Raw genomic sequence first — 21,697 nt, 5'->3', positions numbered from 1 at the left:
CTTGTGAATGTGAACGCTTTCACTAGTAACCCCGGCGACCGGCGACCACTCGAACTACTGGGCAGTTGGCCTTGGTGGAGATCGCTGGCGCGCTCCACAGACGAAGGCATGACGCAAAGGGAGAACCGCGACCCGGACAAGATCCGTGCCGCTTTTCCCTCGCGCCCAACCGCACCGGGCCGGGTGATCCTCCGACAGGTGCCTTCACAAAGGGTGTCAGGGGATCCGGCCGGTGCACAAGAGGTTGGTCTGATGTTTTTGGATTCCAGGGTGTCTCCTCGCTCACACCTTGCCTTCCAAGGGGGTAACGAGGTGCCGATGACTAGTCCAAAGGCACTAGAGCGAGCTAGTACCTGAGAATCCTCGGCTACGTCAGGGTCCCGGCAACCGGCTGTGACTCCATGTCATCACATCGCGACGCGCAGCGCGTCGCGAATCGCGCGGAACGTCACACTTTCGCGTAGCCCCAAGTGGTCCCCGTCGACCTGGAAGTCGGTCGGGACCTCGGCGGTGAGCGTGAATTCCGTCAGGTCGTGCTGCAGGCTGACATTCTTCCCGCGGACCAGCTTGTCAGTGGACGTGAACATCTGCCGCACTATCCTCAACGCCGACCGGCCGGACATCCTGGTGACGCCGAACAAGTCCAGGCCGTCCTCGAACGAGGATTCCGGCGTGATCACGATCGGCTTGTTCCCGAGATAGGTCCAGGGCGAGGTGTTCGTGACGATCGCCATGAACAGTCGCGGTATCTCGGTGCCGTCGGCCATCTTCATGCCGATCGGCGGATTCCGGCGGTCCAGGCCGTGCCAGTAATGGCGCAGGGCCGAACGGATGTACAGCGAGCCGGTCGACTTGTGCCCGGCGCTGCGGCGCTCCTCCACTATCCCGACCACCGCGGCGTCGAAGCCGTACCCGGCGGTGAAGGTGAAGTAGCGGTCGTCGGCCAGGCCCATGGAGACCGGCCGGCGCCGGTTCTCGTGGATCGCGTCCAGCAGGACGCCGGTGGCCTCGACCGGATCGTTCGGCAGCCCGAGCGCGCGGGCGAAGACGTTCGTCGACCCGCCGGGGACCACGCCGAGGTCGGGCAGCCGGCCGCCCTGCGGGATCCGCGCGGTCAGTATGCCGTTCACGACCTCGTTGACGGTGCCGTCGCCGCCGAGCGCGACGATCAGGTCGACCCCGTCCTCGGCGGCGGTCCGCGCCAGCTCCACGGCGTGCCCGCGGTAGGCGGTCTCGCCGATCTCGGTGTCGAGTTCCCCGGCCAGGGCGTGGGCCAGTACTTCGCGCGTGCGTGCGGAGGTACTGGTCGCCTTGGGGTTCATGACCAGGAGCGCGCGCATGGGCACACGTTACTGGTTCGTATTACGACTGCGGTATGCGACCCGCCCGCACGCGGCCGGTGCGGCGCCGGGAGGTACCCTCGGTGTCTATGCCGAGCAATCCGACCCCGCAGGCCGCGCCAGCCGTTCCCGGTGTCCGGGAGCAGATCCCGCGCCCGCTCCTCGGCGCCGCCGCGGTGACGGCGGTGGAGAGTCTGGTCGCCCTGGTGTACGTGCTCTGGCTGCTGGTCGAGGCCTTCGTCGGCACGCCCCGGGAGCGGGGGCAGGCGATCGCGGTCGCCGTCACGTTCCTGATCTTCGCCGTCCCGCTGCCGCTGGTGCCGCGCGGCCTGGCGCGGGCGAGCATGCGGGCCCGGACCCCGGCCGTGATGATGCAGCTGCTGGCGCTGTGGGTCGCCTACTTCATGGTCCAGGCGCACTTCTGGATCGGCGCGGTGCCGACGGTGGCCGCCGCGGTCGTCGGACTGGTGTGCATCTTCGCTCCGGCCTCCACGGCGGCACTGACCCGGCACTGGCGCGAGGACGAGACCCCCGAGGGGACCTGAGACGGCGGTCCCGAGCGGACACGAGAAGAGCGGCGGCCCGGTCGGGCCGCCGCTCTTTGTGGTTCTGGCGTCTAACCGATCAATCGAGAGTTCACTCGTCGACCAGCAGTTGGGCCCGGAGCTGCTCCAGGGTCCGCGCGAGCAGGCGGGAGACGTGCATCTGCGAGATCCCGATCTCCTCGGCGATCTGGGACTGCGTCATGTTGCCGAAGAACCGCAGCAGCAGGATCTTCTTCTCGCGCGGCGGCAGCTGCTCCAGCAGCGGCTTGAGCGACTCGCGGTACTCCACGCCCTCCAGCGCCTCGTCCTCGCTGCCGAGCGAGTCCGCGACGGCCGGCGAGTCCTCGTCGCCGCCCTCGGAGACGTCCAGGGACAGGGTCGAGTAGGCGTTCGCCGACTCCAGCCCCTCCAGGACCTCCTCCTCGGAGATCTTGAGGTACTCGGCGAGCTCGGCCACCGTGGGGGAGCGCCGGTTGCGCTGCGAGAGCTCGGAGGTGGCGCTGGTCAGCGACAGCCGGAGCTCCTGCAGGCGGCGCGGGACCCGGACCGCCCAGCCCTTGTCCCGGAAGTGGCGCTTGATCTCGCCGATCACGGTCGGCGTGGCGTAGGTCGAGAACTCCACGCCGCGCTCGGTGTCGAAGCGGTCCACCGACTTGATCAGGCCGATGGTCGCCACCTGGGTCAGGTCGTCCAGCGGCTCGCCGCGGTTGCGGAAGCGCCGGGCCAGGTGCTCCACCAGCGGCAGGTGCATCTGGACCAGCTCGTCGCGGATCTGCTTGCGCTCGGTGGAGCCCTCGGGGAGCTCGTTGAGCCGGGCGAACAGCTCGCGGGCGCGGGCGTGCGCCTCGGCGTGCGGGCCGCCCTGCCGCGGCGTCCGGCGCAGCGGGAAGGAGGCGACGACCGGGGCGACGGTCTCGGCTTCGGCGTCGGGGTCCTCGGGCTCCACCAGGTCGCCGCCGAGGTCGTCCAGCTCCAGGACCGGCTCGTCGAAGTCGGCGTCCTCGGTGTCGGTGTCCGGCTCGTCGGGCTCGTGCGGCTCGTGCTGCTCCTGCTGCTCGTGCGGGGTGTCCGGGGTGTCCGGGGTGTCCGGGGCGTCGTCGTCCCCGGCCGCGCCGACGGCGGCCGCGGGCGTGCCCCGCTGCCCCTCGCCGTACCCGGCCCGGCGGGCGGCCGGGATCTCGTCGGGCTCGAAGGCGCGCACTGGGATCTCCTCGGCGGCGCTCACGGAGCTCCCACGCCGCGCTGCTTGAGCATGCTGATGGTGACGATCTGCCCGATGCCGTTCCCGGCCTGGCCGTCGGGCCCCTCCGCGTCCGAGACCTTCGCGTCGACCTGGCCGGCCAGGGCCGCCAGCACGGTCCAGGCGAAGGTGTCCCGGGCCGGCGGCCGGCCGTCCAGCGTGGGCACCGAGACGTCCACCGCGAGCGCGCCGTCGCGCAGCTCGAAGCGGCACGTCAGCCCGGAGCCGGGCACCGCCTTGGTGAGCAGGATCGCGCACGCCTCGTCCACGGCGATGCGCAGGTCCTCGATCTCGTCCAAGGTGAAGTCCAGCCGGGCCGCCAGGCCCGCCGTCGCTGTGCGCAGCACCGACAGGTACGCTCCCTCGGCCGGGATGCGAACCTCGACGAAGTCCTGCGGGGCACCGTTTTGTTGTCCCATTCCGCTTCCTGCGCTCGTTGAGGCGATTGTGGGGACGGCTGTCCGCTGGGCAGAGTGCTGATGCACGACACCTCCGCTGCTGGAGTGAATCATTCTGCTGCGGATCGTACGCCGAACGCGTGCCCGGGCGTGGCCCGGACGCACCCTCAGTGCTCGTCCCTCACACTCAACGTACCCCGAACGGGGGACAGACGAGCCGTCCCGCGCCGGGGAAAATCCGGCGCGGGACGGCTCGCGGGAGGCGCACTGATCGCTTAAGGGCCGATCAAAGCCGATCAAGAGGTGATCAGAGGGCGGGTTGTGACGATTCGCGGGATGCGGAGCCGCAGCTGGCCTCGAAAACTAGCGAAACGGTCTAGGAGCAAGCATGGCTAGACAGACGGCCCGCCGCATCCTGGTTGGCTGCAAGGGCCGTCTGGCGACGCCAGGCGCCGCTCATAGAGCGTTTCGCCCCGCTAACCGGCGCAACCCGCCCTAAGCCTGCTTGGTCTCCCAGAAGATCTTCGAGATCTCCTCGATCTTCGCCAGCAGCTGCTCGGCCACGGCCGGGTCCATGCTGCCCTTGGTGCCGCCCGCGCCGGCCAGCTTGGTGGCCTCGTTGAACAGGGTGTTCAGCTGCGGGTACTTCTCGAAGTGCGGAGCCTTGAAGTAGTCGGTCCACAGCACCCACAGGTGGTGCTTGACCAGCTCGGAGCGCTGCTCCTTGATGACGATGGCACGGGTCCGGAAGGCCTCGTCGGAGCTGTCGGCGTACTTCTTGGTGATGGCCAGGACCGATTCGGCCTCGATCCGGGCCTGCGCCGGGTCGTAGACGCCGCACGGCAGGTCGCAGTGCGCGTGGACAGCGGTGGTGCGGGAGAAGATCCGCGAGAACATGTCAGGTTCCCCTATCTTGTTTGCCGGATTGCCGGACAACGTGATGCCACGACCCTACTGCCCCCCTGGGGGCGGCGCGTGACAAGGTGGCGTCCGTGAGATCGTCGTCCGGCCCCGGCACCGCGCGGTGGTCCGTGCTGCGGGTGAGCGGCCCCTCGATGGCCCCGGCGCTGCGCGGCGGCGACTTCGTCCTGGTGCGCAGAACGCGTCCGGGACGGATCCGAACCGGTGACGTGGTGGTCGCGCGGCATCCGGCGCGGCAGGACGGACTGCTCGTCGTCAAGCGCGTGGCCCGGCGCGAGGGCGCGGGCTGGTGGCTCTTGAGCGACAACGAGTTCGTGACGTCGGACTCCCGCGAGTTCGGCGCGGTGCCGGACGCCTCGGTACTGGCCCGCGCCGTGCTGCGGCTCCGGGATCCGTGCCGGATCGCGCGGATCCCGAAGAAGCGCTGACAGCGCCGAAAACACTGCCCGCGCTTGTGGATGGAGCCTGCGAATCGGCCCGTGCGGCCGGTGAGGGCCGCTGAGCCGATCGCAGGCGCCCGGTGCGCCGGCGAGCTCCCAGTGGGGCTGGGAACTCGTCAGCGGCCGGTTGCGGCGCTTCCGGCGGCGGCCATCACCTTGCCGGTGGCGCCTCCGGCGGCTTCGGCCTCGCCGGCCGCCGCGGCGGCCCGCGCCTGCTCCTTGCGCCGGGCCCGGTAGGCGGCCACGTTCGCGCGGGTGGCGCAGCGGTCCGAGCAGTAGCGGCGCGAGCGGTTCGTCGAGGTGTCGATGAACACCTCGCGGCACGGCGCGGCCTGGCAGACGCCGAGCCGGTCGAAGCCGAGCTCGGTGGCCTGCACGGCCAGCCCCATCGCGGCCTTGGCGCCGTACACCGCCGCGATGGTCGGCGCGCCCTCGGCCAGGTGCAGGTGCCACGAGGCGCCGTCGTGGTCGGTGACCACGGGGCGGATCGGGTACTGCTTCATCAGGGAGTTGAGGACCTGGACGGCGCGCGGCACCCGGCCGGACTCGGCGGCGTCGAAGACCTCGCGGAGCCGGTCGCGGATCGCGCGCAGCTCCGCCACGTCGGCATTGGTGACGCGGCACCTGCCCTCCGGCGCCAGCAGCTCCTTGGCCTGCTCACACGTGGTGAGGGTGTCCCGGTGCCGGTAGGGGTCGGCGGTGTTCACCAGCGACACCGCCCGATCTGCGTAGGATGCGAGTTCCACGGCCTTCGTCCTTGTTCGCCTTTAGTTAGCGCCAGGCGTCCGATGCCCGACGTTCTGCTCGTTTAGTAGCCCTGACGGTACGCCGTTCGGGGTCGCAACGCGAGGGTCAAATCATCGTCGTTTCAACAACCGAGTCGTCCGACCTTTGTGGAGAACATCCAAAGGGACGGCCGCGGAACGTTCTTGGAAACAGTCCGCGGCCGACTCGATGCAGCAGCTCGGCCGGGTGTCAGCGCACCTTCGCCAGGAACGCCTGCGTCCGCGCGTGCTGTGGCTCGGCGATGACCTGCCGGGCGTCGCCGTGCTCCACGATCACGCCGCCGTCCATGAACGCCACGGTGTCGCCGACGTCCCGGGCGAAGCCCATCTCGTGGGTCACGACGATCATCGTCATCCCGGACTCGGCCAGCTGGCGCATCACCGCCAGCACGTCTCCGACCAGCTCCGGGTCCAGCGCCGAGGTGGGCTCGTCGAACAGCATGAGCGCGGGCTGCATGGCCAGCGCCCGGGCGATCGCCACCCGCTGCTGCTGGCCGCCGGACAGCTGGGTCGGGTAGTTGTCCGCCTTGTCGGACAAGCCGACCTTCTCCAGGTGCTCGCGGGCCTCGGCGACGGCCGTGGCCCGGTTCTTGCCGAGCACCTGGATCGGGGCCTCGATGATGTTCTCGATGGCGGTCTTGTGCGGGAACAGGTTGAACCGCTGGAACACCATGCCGATCGTGCGCCGCTGCTTGGCGACGTCCCGGTCGTGCATCTCGTGCAGCCGCTGGTTCTTCTCGTGGTAGCCGACGAGCTGGCCGTGCACGCTGATCCGTCCGGCGTCGATCTTCTCCAGATGGTTCACGCAGCGCAGCAGCGTCGACTTGCCCGAACCGGAGGGGCCGATGAGACAGGCCACCTCGCCCTCGCGGACCGTCATGGAGACGCCCTGGAGGACCGGCACGCGGCCGAAGGCCTTGTACACCGTGTCGATCTCGACGGCCACCTGGGTGCGGGAGGCCTCGGGAACGCTGTCGGCGGTCATCGCAGCGCCTCCCTGACTTCCGTGAAGGGGCTTTTCCGCCGGCGGAACGACAGGTTGGCCCGCATCAGCTTCTGGAACGGCGTCGGCGGCAGGTTCCGGCTGGAACCGCGCGCGTAGTACCGCTCGACGTAGTACTGGCCGATGGACAGCACCGTGGTGAAGAACAGGTACCACAGCGAGGCCACGACGTAGAACGGGATCGCCTTGAAGTACAGGTGGATCGCCGACTCGCTGGCGTCCGTCAGCTCCACCACGCCGATCACCGAGGCCAGCGACGAGGTCTTCAGCATGCTGATGGTCTCGTTGCCGGTCGGCGGGATGATCACCCGCATCGCCTGCGGCAGCACGATCCGGCTCATGATCTTCGCGCGCCGCATGCCCAGCGACGCCGCGGCCTCGGTCTGCCCCTCGTCCACCGACAGGATGCCGGCCCGGACGATCTCGGACATGTAGGCCGCCTCGTTCAGGCCCAGGGCCAGGACTGCCGCGGTGAACGCGGTGATCGTGGAGTTGGTGTTCAGGTGGAAGTACTGCGGCCCGAACGGGATGCCGAAGCCGACCTGCTGGCCGACCAGGGCCGCGATGTTGTTCCAGAACAGCAGCTGGACCAGGACCGGGGTGCCGCGGAAGAACCATGTGTAGGCCCACGCGGCGCTGGAGGACACCGGATTGCTCGACAGCCGCATCACCGCCAGCAGCACGCCGCCGACGATCCCGATGACCATCGCGTAGACGGTCAGCTCCAGGGTGACCACCACGGCCTGGACGATGGTGTGCCAGAACAGCCACTGCCGGACCAGGTCCCAGCCGAAGTTCTTGTTGAACACCAGCATGTGGAAGAACATCAGCACGAACACCAGCAGGATGGCCGCGCTGATCCACCGCCCCGGTCGCCTCACCGGCACCGCACGGATCGCGGCGGGCACGAAGAGCGAACTTGGCGCGGCGGGCACGTCGTCCGTACCCGCCGCCGGATTGGTTTCAGTCACGCGCAGCTCAGCTCGTCGCCTGGTTCAAGCCCGGGGTCGTGTAGTCGCCGGCCTGGATCCCGTACTTGGTGGTGAGCTGGTGGTAGGTGCCGTCGGCCACCAGGTCCTTCAGAGCGGCCAGGAACGCCTGCGACAGCCCGCTGTTGCCCTTGGCGATCGCGATGCCGTAGGGCGCGCCGGAGTAGATGTCGCCGACCGACTGGAAGTTGCCGCTCTTGGCGTAGTAGTCGACGACCGGGGAGTCGGCGAGCACCGCGTCGCAGCGGCCGGACTGGAGCGACTCGTTGATCTGGTCCTGGGTGTCCTGGGACAGCGCCTTGACGGCCGGCTTGCCGGCGGCCTGGCAGGCCTTGCTGCGGTTCGGGATGTCCGGGCTCTCCTGGATCGTCCCCTTCTCCACGCCGATCGTCAGACCGCACAGCGACAGGTCGGTGGGGGAGGTGTCCGTGAGGTTCTTCGGGTTGCCCTTGACGACCATCAGCTTGGTGCCGGCGTTGAAGTAGGTGACGAAGTCGTCGACGCCCTCGCGGGTCTTGTTGTCCGTGATGGAGGACATGCCGGCGTCGTACTTGCCGGTCTGGATGCCGGTGACGATGTTGTCGAAGGTCACTTCCTGGAAGTTGGCCTTCAGGCCCAGCTTCGCCGCGATGGCGTTGCCCATGTCCACGTCCCAGCCGATGATCTTGCCGTTCTGGTCCTTGGACTCGTTCGGCGGGTAGCTGGGGTCGGTCGCGATGCTGATCTCGCCCTTGCCCTTGATCGTCGCCGGCACCAGGGCCGCGGCCGCGGCGTCGACCGAGCCCGACCCCGAGGAGGCGGTGGAAGACGACCCGGAGCCCGTCGATGCGGTGGTCGAGCCGCCGGTCGAGGACGAGCTCCCCGGCTTGCTGCCGCTTCCGCAACCCGCGGCGGTGAGGACCAGCGCGATCCCCGCGGCCCCGACTATGACAGCCCTGGAAGTTCTCCCGGCTCGCATCTGTTCTCCTCCTGGTGGGTGATCCATTACCCGCTCAAGCAACGTTCATGGGGTACGGTGCTGGAATCCTTGCACCGGTAATTGGCCGTTGAACATAGGCAGCCATGTAAAAATCGCATCACGGGCGAACCCCGCGTCGTCGATGCGACAGCGTCGAACGGACCGAACGGTGCTCGTGGAACGCGGTACGGACCACCATCCGACGGCAGCGAAGCGGGCTCGGCGAACCTCCCCCTCATCCCTCAACAGGTTCACGGTCCGCCCCTTTTCCGTTCCCTCAACACGCCGCTCGCGGCAGCTAAGGGGTAAGCCATGTCAGGGCAGCTCATCCCGACCCAGTCCATCGACAGTGACACCGCCGGAGGTCCCGCCGTGGGCGAGTCGCCGGTCTTCGACCTGCACCGCGGCGGCAAGATGGAGGTGCGCGCCACCGTCCCGCTGCGGGACCGCGCGGACCTCTCGCTGGCCTACACGCCGGGTGTCGCAGAGGTCTGCACCGCCATCGCCGAGCGCCCGGAGCTCGCGATGGACTACACCTGGAAGGCCAACACGGTCGCGGTGGTCACCGACGGCACCGCCGTGCTCGGGCTCGGCGACATCGGGCCGCTGGCCGCGCTGCCGGTGATGGAGGGCAAGGCGGTCCTGTTCAAGCAGTTCGGCGGCGTGGACGCGGTCCCGGTGTGCCTGGACTGCACCGACGTGGACGAGCTGGTCGAGACCGTGGTCCGGCTGGCCCCGGCCTTCGGCGGCATCAACCTGGAGGACATCTCGGCCCCGCGCTGCTTCGAGGTGGAGCGCCGGCTCCAGGAGCGGCTGGACATCCCGGTCTTCCACGACGACCAGCACGGCACCGCGATCGTGCTGCTGGCCGCGCTGCGCAACGCCGCCAAGGTCGTGGACCGGCCGCTGGCGGACCTGCGCGCGGTGATCTCCGGCGCCGGCGCGGCGGGCGTCGCGATCGCCAAGATCCTGGTGGACGCCGGCATCGGCGACCTGACCGTGGTGGACTCCCGGGGGATCGTCTCCGCCGACCGGGCCGACCTGACCTCGGTGAAGACCGAACTGGCGGCGATCACCAACCGCGCGGGCCTGTCCGGCGGGCTGGCCGAGGCGATGCGCGGCGCCGACGTCTTCATCGGCGTCTCCAGCGGCCGCGTCCCGGAGGAGTACGTCGCCACGATGGCCCCGAACGCGATCATCGCCGCGATGGCCAACCCCAACCCGGAGATCCACCCCGACGTCGCGCACAAGTACGCCGCCGTGGTGGCCACCGGCCGCTCCGACTTCCCCAACCAGATCAACAACGTCCTGGCCTTCCCGGGCGTCTTCGCCGGGGCGCTGTCGGTCCGCGCCTCGCGGATCACCGAGGGTATGAAGCTGGCCGCCGCCGAGGCCCTGGCGGCCGTGGTCGCCGGCGAGCTCTCGGCCGACAAGGTGATCCCCAGCCCCTTCGACGAGCGGGTCGCCCCGGCGGTCACCGCGGCCGTGGCGGACGCCGCCCGCCGTGACGGGGTCGCGCGACTGTAGTCGAGGGGAGTATTAATGCTCACGGGACACCGGATTTCCGGCAGCTGCTCAGGAGCTGCCGGGGGCCGGTGTCCCGTGTCTTTTCCGCCGCGTCTTTTCTTTTGTCTTGCGTTCTGATGTCCCCCTATCTTCTGTCTCGTTCGCGCCGGAACGCCCGGTCGGCGGGGCGTTTTCCGCCAAAGCTCAGTTCGCGGGCCCCGGACCGCATGGCGCCCTCGCCGTCCATGCGGTGAAGTGGAGCCATGAGCTCTCACGATCCTGATGCCTCCGTCATGGCCTTCGACCTGGACGGGACCCTCGCCGAGTCCAAGTCCGCCATCACCGCGCGCATGGCCGGACTCCTGGTCCGGCTGCTGGACGAGGTCCAGGTCTGCATCATCTCCGGCGGCGCCTTCCCTCAGTTCCAGACACAGGTCCTGGACCACCTGGACGCCACCCCGCAGCAGCTCGCCAAACTGAACCTGATGCCCACCAACGGGACCCGCTACTACCTCTTCCGCGACGGCACCTGGCGCGAGATCTACTCCGAGGACCTGCCCGACGCCGCCAAGCGCCAGGTCATCGACGTGCTGACCGAGGGCGCGAAGAACCTGGGCCTGTGGGAGGACAAGACCTGGGGCGACATCATCGAGGACCGCGGCAGCCAGATCACCTTCTCCGCCCTGGGCCAGCAGGCCCCGGTAGCGGCCAAGACCGAGTGGGACCCGGACGGCTCGAAGAAGGAACGCCTGCGTGCCTGGGCCGCCGAGCGCCTGCCGGACCTGGAGGTCCGCAGCGGCGGCAGCACCTCGATCGACGTCACCGCGCAGGGCATCGACAAGGCCTACGGGATGCGCAAGCTGATGGCCGAACTGCACGTCGGCATGGAGGACATCGTCTTCGTCGGCGACCGCCTCGACCCGCAGGGCAACGACCATCCGGTGGAGGCGATGGGCATCCGCTCGGTGTCGGTGAAGAACTGGCAGGACACCGCCGACTTCGTGGATCAGTGGCTGGAGAGTTAGTCGGCGGCGGCTCGCTACAGTGCGTCCCATGGCCGAGACCCAGCGCCGCCCGGTACCCCGCAACGACGCCGGCGAACGCGATACCGCGTTGGCCTTCCTGGCCTTCGCCAGGGGAATGCGTGGTGAAGAAGACCGACGGGCTGACCGAGGAGCAGCTGCGCCGGGTCCTGGTGGAATCGGGGACGACGCTCCTGGGCCTGGTCCACCACCTCACTCTCGCCGAGCGGCTCTGGTTCGGCCATTGCGTGGCCGGCCGCGAGGGCGACGACCCCGGGGACGTCGACATGTTGGTGCCCGCGGGCCACAGCGCGGAGCGCGTGCTCGCCGACTACCAGGCGGCGATCGCGGCCAGCGACGCCGCGATCCGCGCCGTCGACGACCTCGGCGCGCCGGTCGCGATCCCGGTGGGGGACACGCGCCAATCGGTGCGGTGGGTGATCGCCCACATGACCAGCGAGACCGTCCGGCACGCCGGCCACGCGGACATCCTGCGGGAGCAGATCGACGGGACCACCGGGCGCTGAGCTGGCGGCGGTTCGGCGAGGGCCTGGCGATGGTGTAGCGACGGTCCGGCGGCGGCTCGGCGAGCGATCCAGCGACGGTCCAGCGACAGCCCGGCGGTGGCTCGGCGACGGTCCGGCGGCGATCCAGCGATGGCGCCGGGTCTGTCTCAGCCCGAGCCCCGGGCCTCAGCCCCGCTGGATCTGCGTCAGCGCCGGCTCGATCTTCGCCTTGGCCAGCAAGCGTTCCCAGGCCCGGGCCCGCGCCGCCGGCAGCCGCATCGGCGCGGCGACCCGCAGCACGTCGCCGTCCCCGAGGATGATGCGCTCGGTGGTCTCCGTGACCAGTCCCCAGCGCCCCTCGATCTGCCGGGGCAGACCCATACGCCACGCGGCCTGGGCGTCGGCGTCGCCGTCCCGCGTCTCCCACAACAGCGTCCTGGCGAGCGTGCCGGTCACCGGATGCGTGATGTAGTGCTCGATCCAGTCCTCTGCGGGGATCTCACGATGTTCCTTCTGCGCGGACTCCAGGCGCGTCCGGGCCGCGCGTACCGCGGTCCGTAGCTTCGCGGCCAACTCCGCGACGTCCCGCATCGCGTCCTGGTCGACCGTCGAGGCGGTCGGCTTCCCGGCCAGGGCCCGTCCGTCGGCCGAGGCGCGGCCGTGGCTTTCGTGGTAGCCGATCTTCACCCGCCCGCCGAGCTCGATCCGCACCACCGCGACGTGGTCCGGCCCCACCGTCGTCCGCAGCCGGCTGTCGCCGTCCAGCCCGAAGGTGTCGACGGTCCACTCCGGCGCGTCGGAGAGCGTGCGCAGGCGGCGCTTCAGCTCCGCGTAGGCCGCCTTCCGCAACGCCGCCAACGGCGACTCCGAAGCCAGCCGGTGCAAAGCCGGCGGCACCAGCTCCCCGGGCACCGCGGCGAGCGCCCGGATCGCGGCCCGCGCCGACGGCATCGACCCGGCCGTGAGCCCGGACTCCTGCGCCGCCAGCCGGACCAGCAGCGGCACCGCCTCCTCGGCGGGCAGCAATGCCAGGACCCTGATCACCCCGCCGACGAACTCGGCGGACTCCGGCCCGGCGGCCTGCTCCCTGCCGACCAGCCGGCCCAATGCCTCCCCGGCCTGCGGCGCTTGCCCGACAAGGCTTTTCGCGGTGCCGGACGGCCCCTGCGAGCCCAGCTCGCAGTGGTCCAGAAGCGCGCCGACGCCACCGTCGTCCGCGAGCGGACCGAGCAGCCGCGGGTACACGCCGCCGTCGAGGTGGCGCCACGGGATGCGGTCCGAGACCGGGCCCGGGGCCCCAGCCGCGGCGGCCGGCTCCTCGCCGAAGTCAGAGCGCTCCGTTTCCGGGCGCGCGGCAGCCGACGCCTGTCGAACGCCCGCCGCCTCCGTTGCTATACGGTTCGCCGCCGCCCGGCCGGGAGCCTCCGCGGCCGGCTCCCCGCCGCGCCGCTTCCGCCGCCCCCGAAACCACCCCATCGGGTCCGTCCCCTCGATTCGTCAGCCGCCGGCCGCCATGAGCGGCCGCCGCCCTCGGGCCATCTTCAGCCACCCTCAGCCCTGCCGCGCCGCCCAAGCCGCGTGGTGCTCCCACACCCGCTTCCACAGCCGCTCCTGCGCGACGTCCCCGACCCCCGGCAGCCGCAGTCCGAACACGTCGGCCAGCGCGTCGAACCACTCCTCGGAGTCGGTGATCTCGCGCTTGGACACGGTGGTCCCGTCCGAGCGGGTCAGCACGCAGCCGCGCAGGTGGTCCACGCCGGTGGCGTCGCGCCGGTACACGTCGAGGTTCTTCACGAACCCGGACTCCGGGTTCGTCTCCATCCACTCGTGCCGGGCCAGGAAGTCCGACGGCGACGCGATCCGCTCCTCGAACACCATGCCGGTGAACGAGTCCGCCTTCGGGTCGTGGGTGAAGCTCCAGCCGGACGCGCCGTTCTCGAACCGGGTCCGCTCCAGCTTGTACGTGTACGGGCCCTGCGTCGTCTCGCCGGGCACGCACAGCACCGGCTCGTGCAGCCCGTCGCCGAGTCCGGCGTCGCAGTAGTAGAGCGTGCTCTCGGCCTCCACGAGAAGCACCACGTGGTTCGGTTCGTCGGTGATCGGCCCGAGCCCGCGGCCCTCCGGCGCCGCGCGCCAGACCCGGCCGCGGTGCGTCGTCACGTCATAGCCCAGCGTTTCGAGCAGCGCGCCGAACGCGCCGTTGAGGTGGTAGCAGTACCCGGACTCGCCGGCCACGATGCGGGCCGCGGAGTCGTACGGGTCCGGCGTCGTGCGCTGGCCGAGATGGAGCTGCAAGGAGGTGTACGCGACACGTTCCACGTGCGCGCGGTGCAGCGCGAAGAGCCCCTCGATCGTGGGCTTTCCGGGATGCTCCGTGCCCAGGCGGCGAAGATACCCCTGGACGTCTATGTTCGCCATGGTGACATAGGGTAAAGCAGTCGTCAGGCGTTGGCGGGCGCGATCTCGTCAAGGACGTGCGCGGGGGTGGCGTAAGCCCCTGATTCCCGCGGATAGTGGACCACGAAATCGGTGAAGCCGAGCGCTTCCACCCGCCCGGCCACGTCGTCGAACCGGGCCTTGGACTCCATGGTCCGCAACGGCGAGAGCCCGGTCAGCAGCAGCCGCGGCAGCGAGGCCGGGTCGCGGCCCTCCTTCTCGCAGACGTCGTCGAGCTTCCTGCTCACCTTCTCCAGCGCGGCCCAGGTGTCGGCCGCGGTCGGGCCCTCCCCGTCGCGGCCGGCGAGCGTGTCGTCGGCGATCCACATCTGCGCGTGCTTCACGACGGTGCGCAGGCCCAGCGGCCCGGTCGCGGCCAGACCGAACGGCACCCGCGGCTGCTGCACGCAGCCCGGTTCCATCCGGGCGTCGACCGCGTCGTAGTACGTACCGCGGTAGGTGCTGCGCGTCCGGCCCTCGGCACCCCCGCGCAGCAGCAGGTCCAGGATCTCCACCGACTCCCGGTAGCGCTCGCCGCGCTCCTTGGCCGACCAGCCCGCGCCCTCCGGGCCGTAGCCGAGCACCTTGGCGTCCGGGCCGAAGGAGCCGGCCCCGTAGCCGAGGACGAAGCGGCCCTGCGAGGCGTCGTCCAGCGACATGATCTCCTGGGCGAACGGGACTGGATGGCGGTAGTTCGCGGACGCGACCAGCGTTCCAAGCTTGATCCGTTCGGTCACCGCGGCCGCCGAGGCCAGCGTGGTGACCGCGTCGTACCAGGGGCCGTCGGGGATGCCGCTGAAGGTGATGTGGTCGTACGTCCACGCGTGTTCGAAGCCGAGTTCCTCGGCCCGGCGCCAGCGTGCGGCGGCCTCACGGAAGGGACGGTCGGGCAGGACGCAGACGCCGAGACGCAACATGCCTCCGAGCCTATTACGATCACCCCAGGAAGGAGCAGGGCAGGCCGCGGTTCAAACGCAGTATCGACGATCAACGGAGCTGGCGCTGTGCGGACGATCTGGGGCGTGGCCGGGGGTCTGATCGTGCTGGGCACGTTCATGTCGGAGGTGCGGACCCTGGTGGTCCCGCGCGTCTTCCGCCCCGGGATGTCGAACATGCTGGGGCGCGCCGTGTACGTGTCGTTCCAGTTCCTCGCCAACCGCTTCGAGCGGTACGAGACCAAGGACCGGATCCTGGCCTACGCCGGGCCGCTGTCGGTGGTCGCCAAGCTGGTGGGCTGGCTCGGGTCCTTCCTGGCCGGCTACTCCATGCTCAACTTCTCGCTGGGCGCCCTGGACCTGCGGGCCTCGATCCGCGAGGCTGGCTCCTCGCTGTTCACCCTGGGCTTCGCCTCGGCCGACAAGTCCCGGCTGAACGCCGTCGACTTCTGCGCCGCGGTCACCGGACCGGTCTCCATCGGCCTGCTGGTCGGGTACCTGCCGGCGCTCTACGCCGCCTACGCCCGGCGCGAGACCGAGGTGACGATGCTGGAGGCGCGCGCCGGGGGACCGGCCTGGGGCCCGGAGATCCTGGCCCGCTACGCGATGGTCAATCTGAACGACCAGCTCCCCGACCTCTACCGGGGGTGGGAGCGGTGGACGGCCGACGTCTCGGAGAGCCACACAAGCTATCCGGTTCTCATCTATTTCCGTTCCCCGCGTGCCCAGCGCAACTGGCTCATCGCCCTATTGGCCGTCCTGGACGCCGCCGCGCTTCATGTGTCGTTCAATCCGTCGCAGAACGTCGGGGAGATCCGGATGGCGTTGCGGAGCGGATATGTGACTCTGCGGGAGATCGCGCGTACGGAACGCGTTCCCTATAACCCGGACCCTTCTCCGGACGATCCGATCGTGCTCACCAAGGAGGAGTTCCTTTACGGCGTCCAACGGATGCGGGCTCAGGGATACGAGTTCGAACGCACGCCCGATGAGGCCTGGCCGCATTTCCAGGGATGGCGGGTGAATTACGAAGCGGTCGCCTATGCGCTGGCCTACCGGATCGACGCCGTCCCGGCCCGTTGGTCGGGCCCCCGGCGCAGCTCGGAGGCCCAGATCGACGTGATCACCCCGGTGGACCGGCAGCCCGGGAAGCCGCAGAAGGTCGCCGACGAGGTACGGGGTTGACGGTTTACGGGGAGATGATCGCGGTGAAGACTGCTGATGATCGAGGTCTTCCACCTAATGGATTCCCTATCCGCAGGCCATGATCACACAGTAGGTTCCCTACGCTACTCAGTCGACTTTCGGAGGGGATCACATGTCTTCAGATCAGTACGGACCCGGTTACGGTCAGGGCGGCCCGGGGTACGGCCCCGGCGGACCTGTGGGTCCCGGCCCCGGGCCGAACCCCTACGGCCAGCCGCCGCAGGCTGCCGGCTACCCGGTGCGAGTGCAGTTCCAGTACCCGGAGAAGCTGAGCCGCGGGCTCATCTTCGTGAAGTGGCTGCTGGTCATCCCGCACCTGATCGTGCTGTACATCCTGTTCGCGTGCCTGGGCATCGTGTCCTTCATCGCGTGGTTCGCGATCCTGTTCACCGGCCGCTACCCGCGCGGGATGTGGGACTTCACCACCGGCGTGATCCGCTGGCAGACGCGCGTGGTGAGCTACATGTACCTGCAGCACGACGCCTACCCGCCGTTCTCCCTTCAGGACGAGTAACCCTCCTCGATCATGCGCTCGAGGGTGGCCGCGTGGTTCACCAGCCCATCCGGTTCGTCGGGAGCTTCCTGCTCCCCGAACCGGATGCGGCGCTGGTTCACCCGCCCCATCACGATCCCGTGCCGCAGCGCCGCGTAGACCTCGTAGAACTCCTGATCGCGGACCCGGTATCCGGTCAGCGCGGTGTACTCGGCGGCGACGTCGCCGAACGCCAGGAAGCCCGGCAGGCCCGGCAGCTCGAAGAACTCTGCGAGGTCCTGGAAGAAGCGGTGCAGGAAGACCAGCCAGCCGAGGTCCACCTCGCGCGGCGCTATCCCGGCCATCTCCCAGTCCAGGACCGCGACCGGGGCGAAGTCCCGGTACATGATGTTGCCGATGCGGGCGTCGCCCCAACTCAGGACCGGGGCGTCGATCGAGGCCGGCCAGTGCGCGTCCAGCCAGGCGAACGTCTTCTCCAGGACGGGGATCGGGTGGTCGCCGTGGGCCCACGTGTAATAGGAGCGCCAGCCGTCGACGTGCGCGCGCAGCGCCGTGTCGCCGTCGGCGCCGAGGTCGCCCAGAAAGGTGACTTCCTCAGCCGTCGCGGGGATGGCGTGGATGCGCGCGAGGGTGGCGACTGTGGCGTCCTGGAGACGCCGGCGTTGGCCGTCGGTGGCCTGCGAGAGCCAGTTGTCGCCGAACGTGTAGGGCAGGATGTCCGGTGGCACCAGGCCCTCGACGCGCTCCATGACGAAGAACTCCGCACCGAGGATTTCCGGGTCGGATTCGTACCAAAGTGTGCGCGGGACCGGGACGGCCGTGCGTTCGCCGACCAACGCCATGACAGTGAACTGATCCCACATCCGGTATTCCGGGAAGATGGGCATAGCGTCGGCAGACGGCGCGAGTCGCGCCACGCATTGGTTTAACTGCGCTTGGTTGTCAGGGTCTGTCCATCGGGCGTCGAACAACAACGTCTCCGAGGACATCCCGTTGGTTTGGGGTGTTCGGACATCGGATATCCGGACATCGGTGCCGCCGGTCCGGCTGGCCAGCCAGGGTTCGAGGGCGGCCCGCAGCGCTTCGGGGTCGCGAGTGCTGGTCCGGGGGCGGGTGGCGTCCGGTGCTGCTTCGGCGTTCCTCTTCGGTTCGCTCACGGCGCGGACTATAAGCAAGGTAGCGTCAATGCGACATACACCTGTCGGGGATGGCAGTCTGTGATCGCCGATCGCAATGCGGATGCCACTTCAGAACGACGCAGGGGGACGGACTGTGAATCCGGACATCGACCACATCAGAAGGCTCATCAGTGACCGTCTCACCACCGAGGACAACGGTGAGGTCGGCCTGGACCTGTCCAATCTGGGTCTGACCGGGCTGCCCGCGGAGTTCGGCCGCCTGCCCGAGCTCGCGCCGGTCACCTTCCTGAACCTGTCGGGCAACCGGCTCCGGGCGCTGCCCGAGACGCTCGGCGAACTGTCGGGGCTGCGTCGGCTGTGGCTGGACAACAACGAGTGCGAGGAGCTGCCGCCGCAGACCTCCCTGCTGATCGGCCTGGTCGAGCTGAGCCTGACCGGCAACGGCCTGTCCACGCTCCCTGACGACTTCGGCCAGCTGGAGCGGCTGGTCAGCCTGTGGCTCGACGAGAACGCGTTCGCGGACCTGCCCGACGTGATCGGCCGGCTGACCAACCTCACGCACCTGTACCTGCAGAAGAACCAGCTTCCCGGGCTGCCGAACTCGCTGGGCGCGCCGAGCCTGCGCTCGCTGGTCGTGGACGGCAACCGGCTCACCGAGCTGCCGGACTGGATCGGCGACACCCAGACCCTGGTGACCCTGTCCGCCGACGACAACGTGCTGACCGAGCTGCCGCCGAGCATCGGGGCCCTGATCCGGCTGCAGGAGCTGAGCCTGACCGGCAACCGGCTGCGCAAGCTGCCGACGTCGATCGGGGACATGGCCTCGCTGACCAAGCTGTACCTGCAGAAGAACCAGCTGCAGACGCTGCCGGCGTCCATCGGCAACCTCAGCGAACTGCAGACGCTCGCGCTCAGCGGCAACCACCTGGAGGAGCTGCCGGCCTCGGTGGCGGACCTGAGCCGGCTGACCGACCTGAACCTGGCCGACAACTGGCTGACCCACGTCCCGGAGGCGATCGGACGGCTGGCGTCGCTGGACAAGCTGAGCCTGACGTACAACCGGCTCACCGAGCTGCCGCCGTCGCTAGGGGCGCTGCGGGTGCTGACGTCGCTGGACGTCTCCCGCAACAGCCTGCGCGATCTGCCGGACAGCTTCGACGGCCTGGCGAACCTGGACACCCTGAACCTGGCGCAGAACCCGTTGACGTCGCTGCCGGCTTCCGTCGGCGCGCTGAAGCGGCTGACGTGGCTGTCGCTGGCGTACTGCGACCTGGAGACGCTGCCGGCCGGACTCGGCGGGCTGCACCGCCTGGAGACCTTGGACCTGGTCGGCAACAACCTGCGGGAGCTGCCCTTCCAGCTGTCCGGCCTCGGCGCGCTGACGACGCTGAACCTGGCCTCGAACCAGCTGGCGTGGGTGCCCCGGACGCTGGGCCTGCTGCGCAACCTGGTGAACCTGGACCTGGCGGACAACGAGCTGTCGTCGCTGCCGCGGGCGCTCGGCGGGCTGGAGTCGTTGCGCAAACTGGACGTCGCCGAGAACCAGCTGACGTGGGTGCCGCGCTCGGTGTGCGACCTGCCGAAGCTGGAGTCGCTGGTCCTGCGCGGCAACCGGCTCTCGGACCTGCCGGCGAGCAACTGGCAGAAGCTGACGCTTAAGGAGCTCGACCTCAGCGACAACCCGCTGCTGGCCACCGTCCCGGAGAACTGGGACGTCGCCACCATGGCGCTGGCCGCGGACAAGGCCCTGTTCGGCGCCCTCGGCGACCGCGTCCCGGCCGACAAGCGCGACGCGGTCGCGCAGGCCGGCGTCGAGGAGGCCGAACGCGCCCGCCGGCACGAGGCCGACGCCATCGCCGGCATCGTCGGCGGCGTGGTGCACGCCGAAGCCGAGCTGATGGCCCAGGCGGCGGGCGCCGTCGGCCAGGCCGCGGCAGAGGCGGCGGTGGAAGCGGCGGTCGAGGAGGCCTTCGCCGAAGCAGCCGCCGCGGCCGCCACCCCGGAGACGGAATCCGAGCCGGACACGATGGCCACGGTCGAGGCGGTCCTCGCGGACGCCGCCGCGGCCGACGCGCTCGCCTCGGCCTCCGCCCTGACGCAGGCGGCCACGGCCCAGGCGATGGCGCAGGCGATCGTGTCGGAGTCGATCGACTCCGAACTCGCCGAGGTCCTGAACGCCGGCGGCGTCCTCGACACGGCGGTCGCCTCGGCCGAAGCCCAAGTCCTGGCCGCACTGCACGCGGCGGACGAGAACGCGCTGCGGGCGCTGGCGCGCGCGGTGCTGGAGGCCGCGGCGGAGGACGTGCGGCGGGCGCTGGGGGCGGAGGTGATCGTCGGCGGGGCGGTTGCGGTTGCGGTTGAGGCCGAGCCTGACGCCGCGACTGAGGCTGATGCCGAGGTCGAGGCGGTCGATGGCGGTGAGCCGGCCGCCGAGGTGATGGAAGCCGAAGCCGAAGCCGAAGCCGAGGATGCGGCCGACTACGCGACCGAGGATGCGACCGAGGAAGGCGCCCCGGAGCTGGCGGCCGAAATCGCCGACGCGGCCGCGGAATTCGTGGACGACAAGGCGGTGGCGCTCGCGGCCCAGGCCGTGGCCGCGGCCGAAGCGGGCGACGAGGAAGCGGCACTCGCCGCCGCGAACGAGGCGGCGGCGGCCGAGGAGGCCGCGCTGCTGGCGGAGCTGGTGGCCGCGGCGAACCGTGCGGATGAGGCGGAGGCTGCTGCGGCCGCTGCGGCTGCGGAAAATGCGGCGGCTGAGGCGGCGGTGGTCGAGGCTGCGCCGGCCGAGCAGCAGGACCTTCGCGGTGCACACGCGGCCGAAGGCGGTTCGGCGGCACCGTATGGCTTCAACGGCGTGGCCGGCGAGCAGCAGGCTGATATAAGGGCGGCCGGCCCGTTCGCGGCAGCTCCGGTTGAGCAGGACTTGCCTGGCGCACAGACTGGGGCCGGCTCGCATGCCGCTTTCGGCGGCACCGAAGTCGCCGGCGAGCAGCAGACTGATGCACCATTCAACCCGTTTGCGTCGGCCCCAGGTAGCAACAGCTCGGCGCCCGCGCAGGCCGATATGGCAGGACCCGGCTCATATCCGGCGCCCCTGGATGCCAACCGCGCGGCGACGCCGGCGGCCATGCCCGCCGAGCAGCAAGCCGCAAGTGCCCTCCAGGCCGATGCCGCGTCGCAGCATGCTGCCACCGACCAGCCGTACACCCGCGCGCCCCAGCCCGATGCTGTTGCCCCTGTCGAGCCGGAGCCCCAGCCTGATCTCGCCGACAGCGTCCAGCAGGTGGAAACCCTCTCCTTCGAAGAGCGCCGCGCCCGGGCCGACCGCCGCGCAGCCGCCGTCGCCGGCGAGCCGCTGCCTCCCGTCGGTATCGGCGTGCCGTTGCAGCGCGTGCCCGAGGACCGTGGCGGTATCGAGGCGTTCGCGGCCGCGCAGCGCGAGGCCGAGGCTCTGGCCGCCGCCGCGCATGTCGAGGTCTCCGACGTCCTGGCCGCGCGGACCGCTGCGGAGCACGACGCGGAGCTTCAGGCGATGGCGCGCTCCATGGGCTTCGCCGAGGGCGAGAGCTTCATCCTGCGCGGGCCCGACGGCGCCGTTCTCGGCGAGGGGGTCGTGCGGGCTGAGGAGGACATCGTCGTGGAGACGCGCGAGGGGGAGCGGCTACTGAACACCGGGACCAGTGACGTCGTGGTGGTCGAGGAGCCCGTCGCGGTCGTGGAGGAGCCGTCGCTGGTGTTCCAGCCGGTGGCGGACCAGCCGACCGTCGTCTACGACGGCCCCGCCGTGGTGGTGGACGAGGCGGTGGTCGACATCGTGGAGGGCCCGGACGCCTTC

General features: G+C 70.1%; 18 protein-coding genes and 2 pseudogenes. 8 read left to right on the top strand and 12 right to left on the bottom strand.

All coding sequences use genetic code 11. The annotated features are described in order from the left end of the window. Window positions 1-407: 407 nt before the first annotated feature. Window positions 408-1,340, bottom strand: a complete 933-nt coding sequence (locus tag GWK61_RS20205) for a diacylglycerol/lipid kinase family protein (protein ID WP_194910291.1) — start codon at window positions 1,338-1,340, stop codon at window positions 408-410. Window positions 1,341-1,429: 89 nt separating this feature from the next. On the opposite strand from GWK61_RS20205, the gene GWK61_RS20200 reads away from it, so the two are divergent. Then, window positions 1,430-1,885, top strand: a complete 456-nt coding sequence (locus tag GWK61_RS20200) for a hypothetical protein (RefSeq protein WP_194910290.1) — start codon at window positions 1,430-1,432, stop codon at window positions 1,883-1,885. Window positions 1,886-1,976: 91 nt separating this feature from the next. On the opposite strand, the gene GWK61_RS59625 is transcribed toward GWK61_RS20200, so the two are convergent. The 3 genes from GWK61_RS59625 to sodN all read right to left on the bottom strand — a co-directional run bounded on the left by GWK61_RS59625 (window position 1,977) and on the right by sodN (window position 4,420). Further along, a complete protein-coding gene (locus GWK61_RS59625) occupies window positions 1,977-3,086 on the bottom strand; it encodes an RNA polymerase sigma factor SigF (protein ID WP_438939773.1) in 1,110 nt (369 codons plus the stop codon). A gap of 20 nt (window positions 3,087-3,106) precedes the next feature. Continuing rightward, entirely contained in the window at window positions 3,107-3,544 is a 438-nt protein-coding gene (locus GWK61_RS20190) for an ATP-binding protein (RefSeq protein WP_194910289.1), read from the bottom strand. A gap of 474 nt (window positions 3,545-4,018) precedes the next feature. Then, entirely contained in the window at window positions 4,019-4,420 is a 402-nt protein-coding gene (sodN, locus tag GWK61_RS20185) for a superoxide dismutase, Ni (protein WP_194910288.1), read from the bottom strand. A gap of 95 nt (window positions 4,421-4,515) precedes the next feature. Between sodN and sodX the strand changes: the two genes are divergently transcribed. After that, entirely contained in the window at window positions 4,516-4,872 is a 357-nt protein-coding gene (sodX, locus tag GWK61_RS20180; protein ID WP_323747656.1) for a nickel-type superoxide dismutase maturation protease, read from the top strand. 128 nt (window positions 4,873-5,000) lie between these two features. On the opposite strand, the gene GWK61_RS59620 is transcribed toward sodX, so the two are convergent. From GWK61_RS59620 to GWK61_RS20160, 4 genes are all read right to left on the bottom strand, one after another. Next, window positions 5,001-5,630 (bottom strand): CGNR zinc finger domain-containing protein, encoded by a 630-nt coding sequence (locus GWK61_RS59620; protein ID WP_194910287.1) that lies wholly within the window; start codon window positions 5,628-5,630, stop codon window positions 5,001-5,003. A gap of 229 nt (window positions 5,631-5,859) precedes the next feature. After that, window positions 5,860-6,654, bottom strand: coding sequence for an amino acid ABC transporter ATP-binding protein (locus GWK61_RS20170; protein ID WP_194910286.1), 795 nt, complete (start codon window positions 6,652-6,654; stop codon window positions 5,860-5,862). Then, a complete protein-coding gene (locus tag GWK61_RS20165; RefSeq protein WP_323747655.1) occupies window positions 6,651-7,643 on the bottom strand; it encodes an amino acid ABC transporter permease in 993 nt (330 codons plus the stop codon). The genes GWK61_RS20170 and GWK61_RS20165 overlap by 4 nt, the downstream gene beginning before the upstream one ends. A 7-nt stretch (window positions 7,644-7,650) precedes the next feature. Further along, window positions 7,651-8,619 carry an ABC transporter substrate-binding protein gene (locus GWK61_RS20160; protein ID WP_194910284.1) on the bottom strand — a complete coding sequence of 323 codons (969 nt, stop codon included), beginning with the start codon at window positions 8,617-8,619 and terminating at the stop codon, window positions 7,651-7,653. 384 nt (window positions 8,620-9,003) lie between these two features. Here GWK61_RS20160 and GWK61_RS20155 point away from each other — a divergent pair. The 3 genes and pseudogenes from GWK61_RS20155 to GWK61_RS20145 all read left to right on the top strand — a co-directional run. Continuing rightward, window positions 9,004-10,146: pseudogene (locus GWK61_RS20155) on the top strand (NAD(P)-dependent malic enzyme); the annotation flags it as partial. Between the two features lie 242 nt (window positions 10,147-10,388). After that, window positions 10,389-11,150: an HAD-IIB family hydrolase gene (locus tag GWK61_RS20150; protein ID WP_194910279.1), complete on the top strand. Its 762-nt coding sequence runs from the start codon at window positions 10,389-10,391 to the stop codon at window positions 11,148-11,150. A gap of 28 nt (window positions 11,151-11,178) precedes the next feature. Beyond that, a pseudogene (locus GWK61_RS20145) lies at window positions 11,179-11,674 on the top strand (DinB family protein). Window positions 11,675-11,839: 165 nt separating this feature from the next. On the opposite strand, the gene GWK61_RS20140 reads toward GWK61_RS20145, so the two are convergent. The 3 genes from GWK61_RS20140 to GWK61_RS20130 all read right to left on the bottom strand — a co-directional run bounded on the left by GWK61_RS20140 (window position 11,840) and on the right by GWK61_RS20130 (window position 15,006). Beyond that, on the bottom strand, window positions 11,840-13,129 hold the full coding sequence (locus GWK61_RS20140) for a DUF4132 domain-containing protein (protein ID WP_194910277.1): 1,290 nt from the start codon (window positions 13,127-13,129) through the stop codon (window positions 11,840-11,842). A 75-nt stretch (window positions 13,130-13,204) separates the two neighbouring features. Continuing rightward, the gene (locus GWK61_RS20135; RefSeq protein ID WP_194910275.1) at window positions 13,205-14,071 is read right to left on the bottom strand and encodes an arylamine N-acetyltransferase family protein; all 867 of its coding nucleotides are present in this window, start codon (window positions 14,069-14,071) and stop codon (window positions 13,205-13,207) included. A 23-nt stretch (window positions 14,072-14,094) separates the two neighbouring features. Continuing rightward, window positions 14,095-15,006: an LLM class flavin-dependent oxidoreductase gene (locus GWK61_RS20130; RefSeq protein WP_194910273.1), complete on the bottom strand. Its 912-nt coding sequence runs from the start codon at window positions 15,004-15,006 to the stop codon at window positions 14,095-14,097. A gap of 87 nt (window positions 15,007-15,093) precedes the next feature. On the opposite strand from GWK61_RS20130, the gene GWK61_RS20125 reads away from it, so the two are divergent. Both GWK61_RS20125 and GWK61_RS20120 read left to right on the top strand, forming a co-directional pair. Beyond that, window positions 15,094-16,209 (top strand): hypothetical protein, encoded by a 1,116-nt coding sequence (locus GWK61_RS20125; protein WP_194910272.1) that lies wholly within the window; start codon window positions 15,094-15,096, stop codon window positions 16,207-16,209. A 133-nt stretch (window positions 16,210-16,342) separates the two neighbouring features. After that, entirely contained in the window at window positions 16,343-16,744 is a 402-nt protein-coding gene (locus GWK61_RS20120; protein WP_194910270.1) for a DUF4389 domain-containing protein, read from the top strand. Here the strand turns inward: GWK61_RS20120 and GWK61_RS20115 are convergent. Then, the gene (locus GWK61_RS20115; protein WP_194910268.1) at window positions 16,732-17,880 is read right to left on the bottom strand and encodes a phosphotransferase family protein; all 1,149 of its coding nucleotides are present in this window, start codon (window positions 17,878-17,880) and stop codon (window positions 16,732-16,734) included. The genes GWK61_RS20120 and GWK61_RS20115 overlap by 13 nt on opposite strands. Window positions 17,881-17,995: 115 nt before the next feature. Between GWK61_RS20115 and GWK61_RS20110 the strand changes: the two genes are divergently transcribed. Then, the coding region (locus tag GWK61_RS20110; RefSeq protein WP_323747653.1) for a leucine-rich repeat domain-containing protein at window positions 17,996-21,697 on the top strand (3,702 nt) is incomplete at its 3' end.

Source organism: Catenulispora rubra (assembly GCF_015356825.1).
GTDB lineage: Bacteria > Actinomycetota > Actinomycetes > Streptomycetales > Catenulisporaceae > Catenulispora > Catenulispora rubra.
Note: the sequence above shows the minus strand (reverse complement) of the source record. Positions and strands in the feature narration are given on the sequence as shown.

Coding starts and splice junctions, on each gene's coding strand:
- GWK61_RS20160 (WP_194910284.1), bottom strand. CDS start 8,619: ATGCGAGCCGGGAGAACTTCCAGGGCTGTCATAGTCGGGGCCGCGGGG.
- GWK61_RS20205 (WP_194910291.1), bottom strand. CDS start 1,340: ATGCGCGCGCTCCTGGTCATGAACCCCAAGGCGACCAGTACCTCCGCA.
- GWK61_RS20120 (WP_194910270.1), top strand. CDS start 16,343: ATGTCTTCAGATCAGTACGGACCCGGTTACGGTCAGGGCGGCCCGGGG.
- sodN (WP_194910288.1), bottom strand. CDS start 4,420: ATGTTCTCGCGGATCTTCTCCCGCACCACCGCTGTCCACGCGCACTGC.
- GWK61_RS20170 (WP_194910286.1), bottom strand. CDS start 6,654: ATGACCGCCGACAGCGTTCCCGAGGCCTCCCGCACCCAGGTGGCCGTC.
- GWK61_RS20150 (WP_194910279.1), top strand. CDS start 10,389: ATGAGCTCTCACGATCCTGATGCCTCCGTCATGGCCTTCGACCTGGAC.
- GWK61_RS20130 (WP_194910273.1), bottom strand. CDS start 15,006: ATGTTGCGTCTCGGCGTCTGCGTCCTGCCCGACCGTCCCTTCCGTGAG.
- GWK61_RS20135 (WP_194910275.1), bottom strand. CDS start 14,071: ATGGCGAACATAGACGTCCAGGGGTATCTTCGCCGCCTGGGCACGGAG.
- GWK61_RS20200 (WP_194910290.1), top strand. CDS start 1,430: ATGCCGAGCAATCCGACCCCGCAGGCCGCGCCAGCCGTTCCCGGTGTC.
- GWK61_RS20140 (WP_194910277.1), bottom strand. CDS start 13,129: ATGGGGTGGTTTCGGGGGCGGCGGAAGCGGCGCGGCGGGGAGCCGGCC.
- GWK61_RS20190 (WP_194910289.1), bottom strand. CDS start 3,544: ATGGGACAACAAAACGGTGCCCCGCAGGACTTCGTCGAGGTTCGCATC.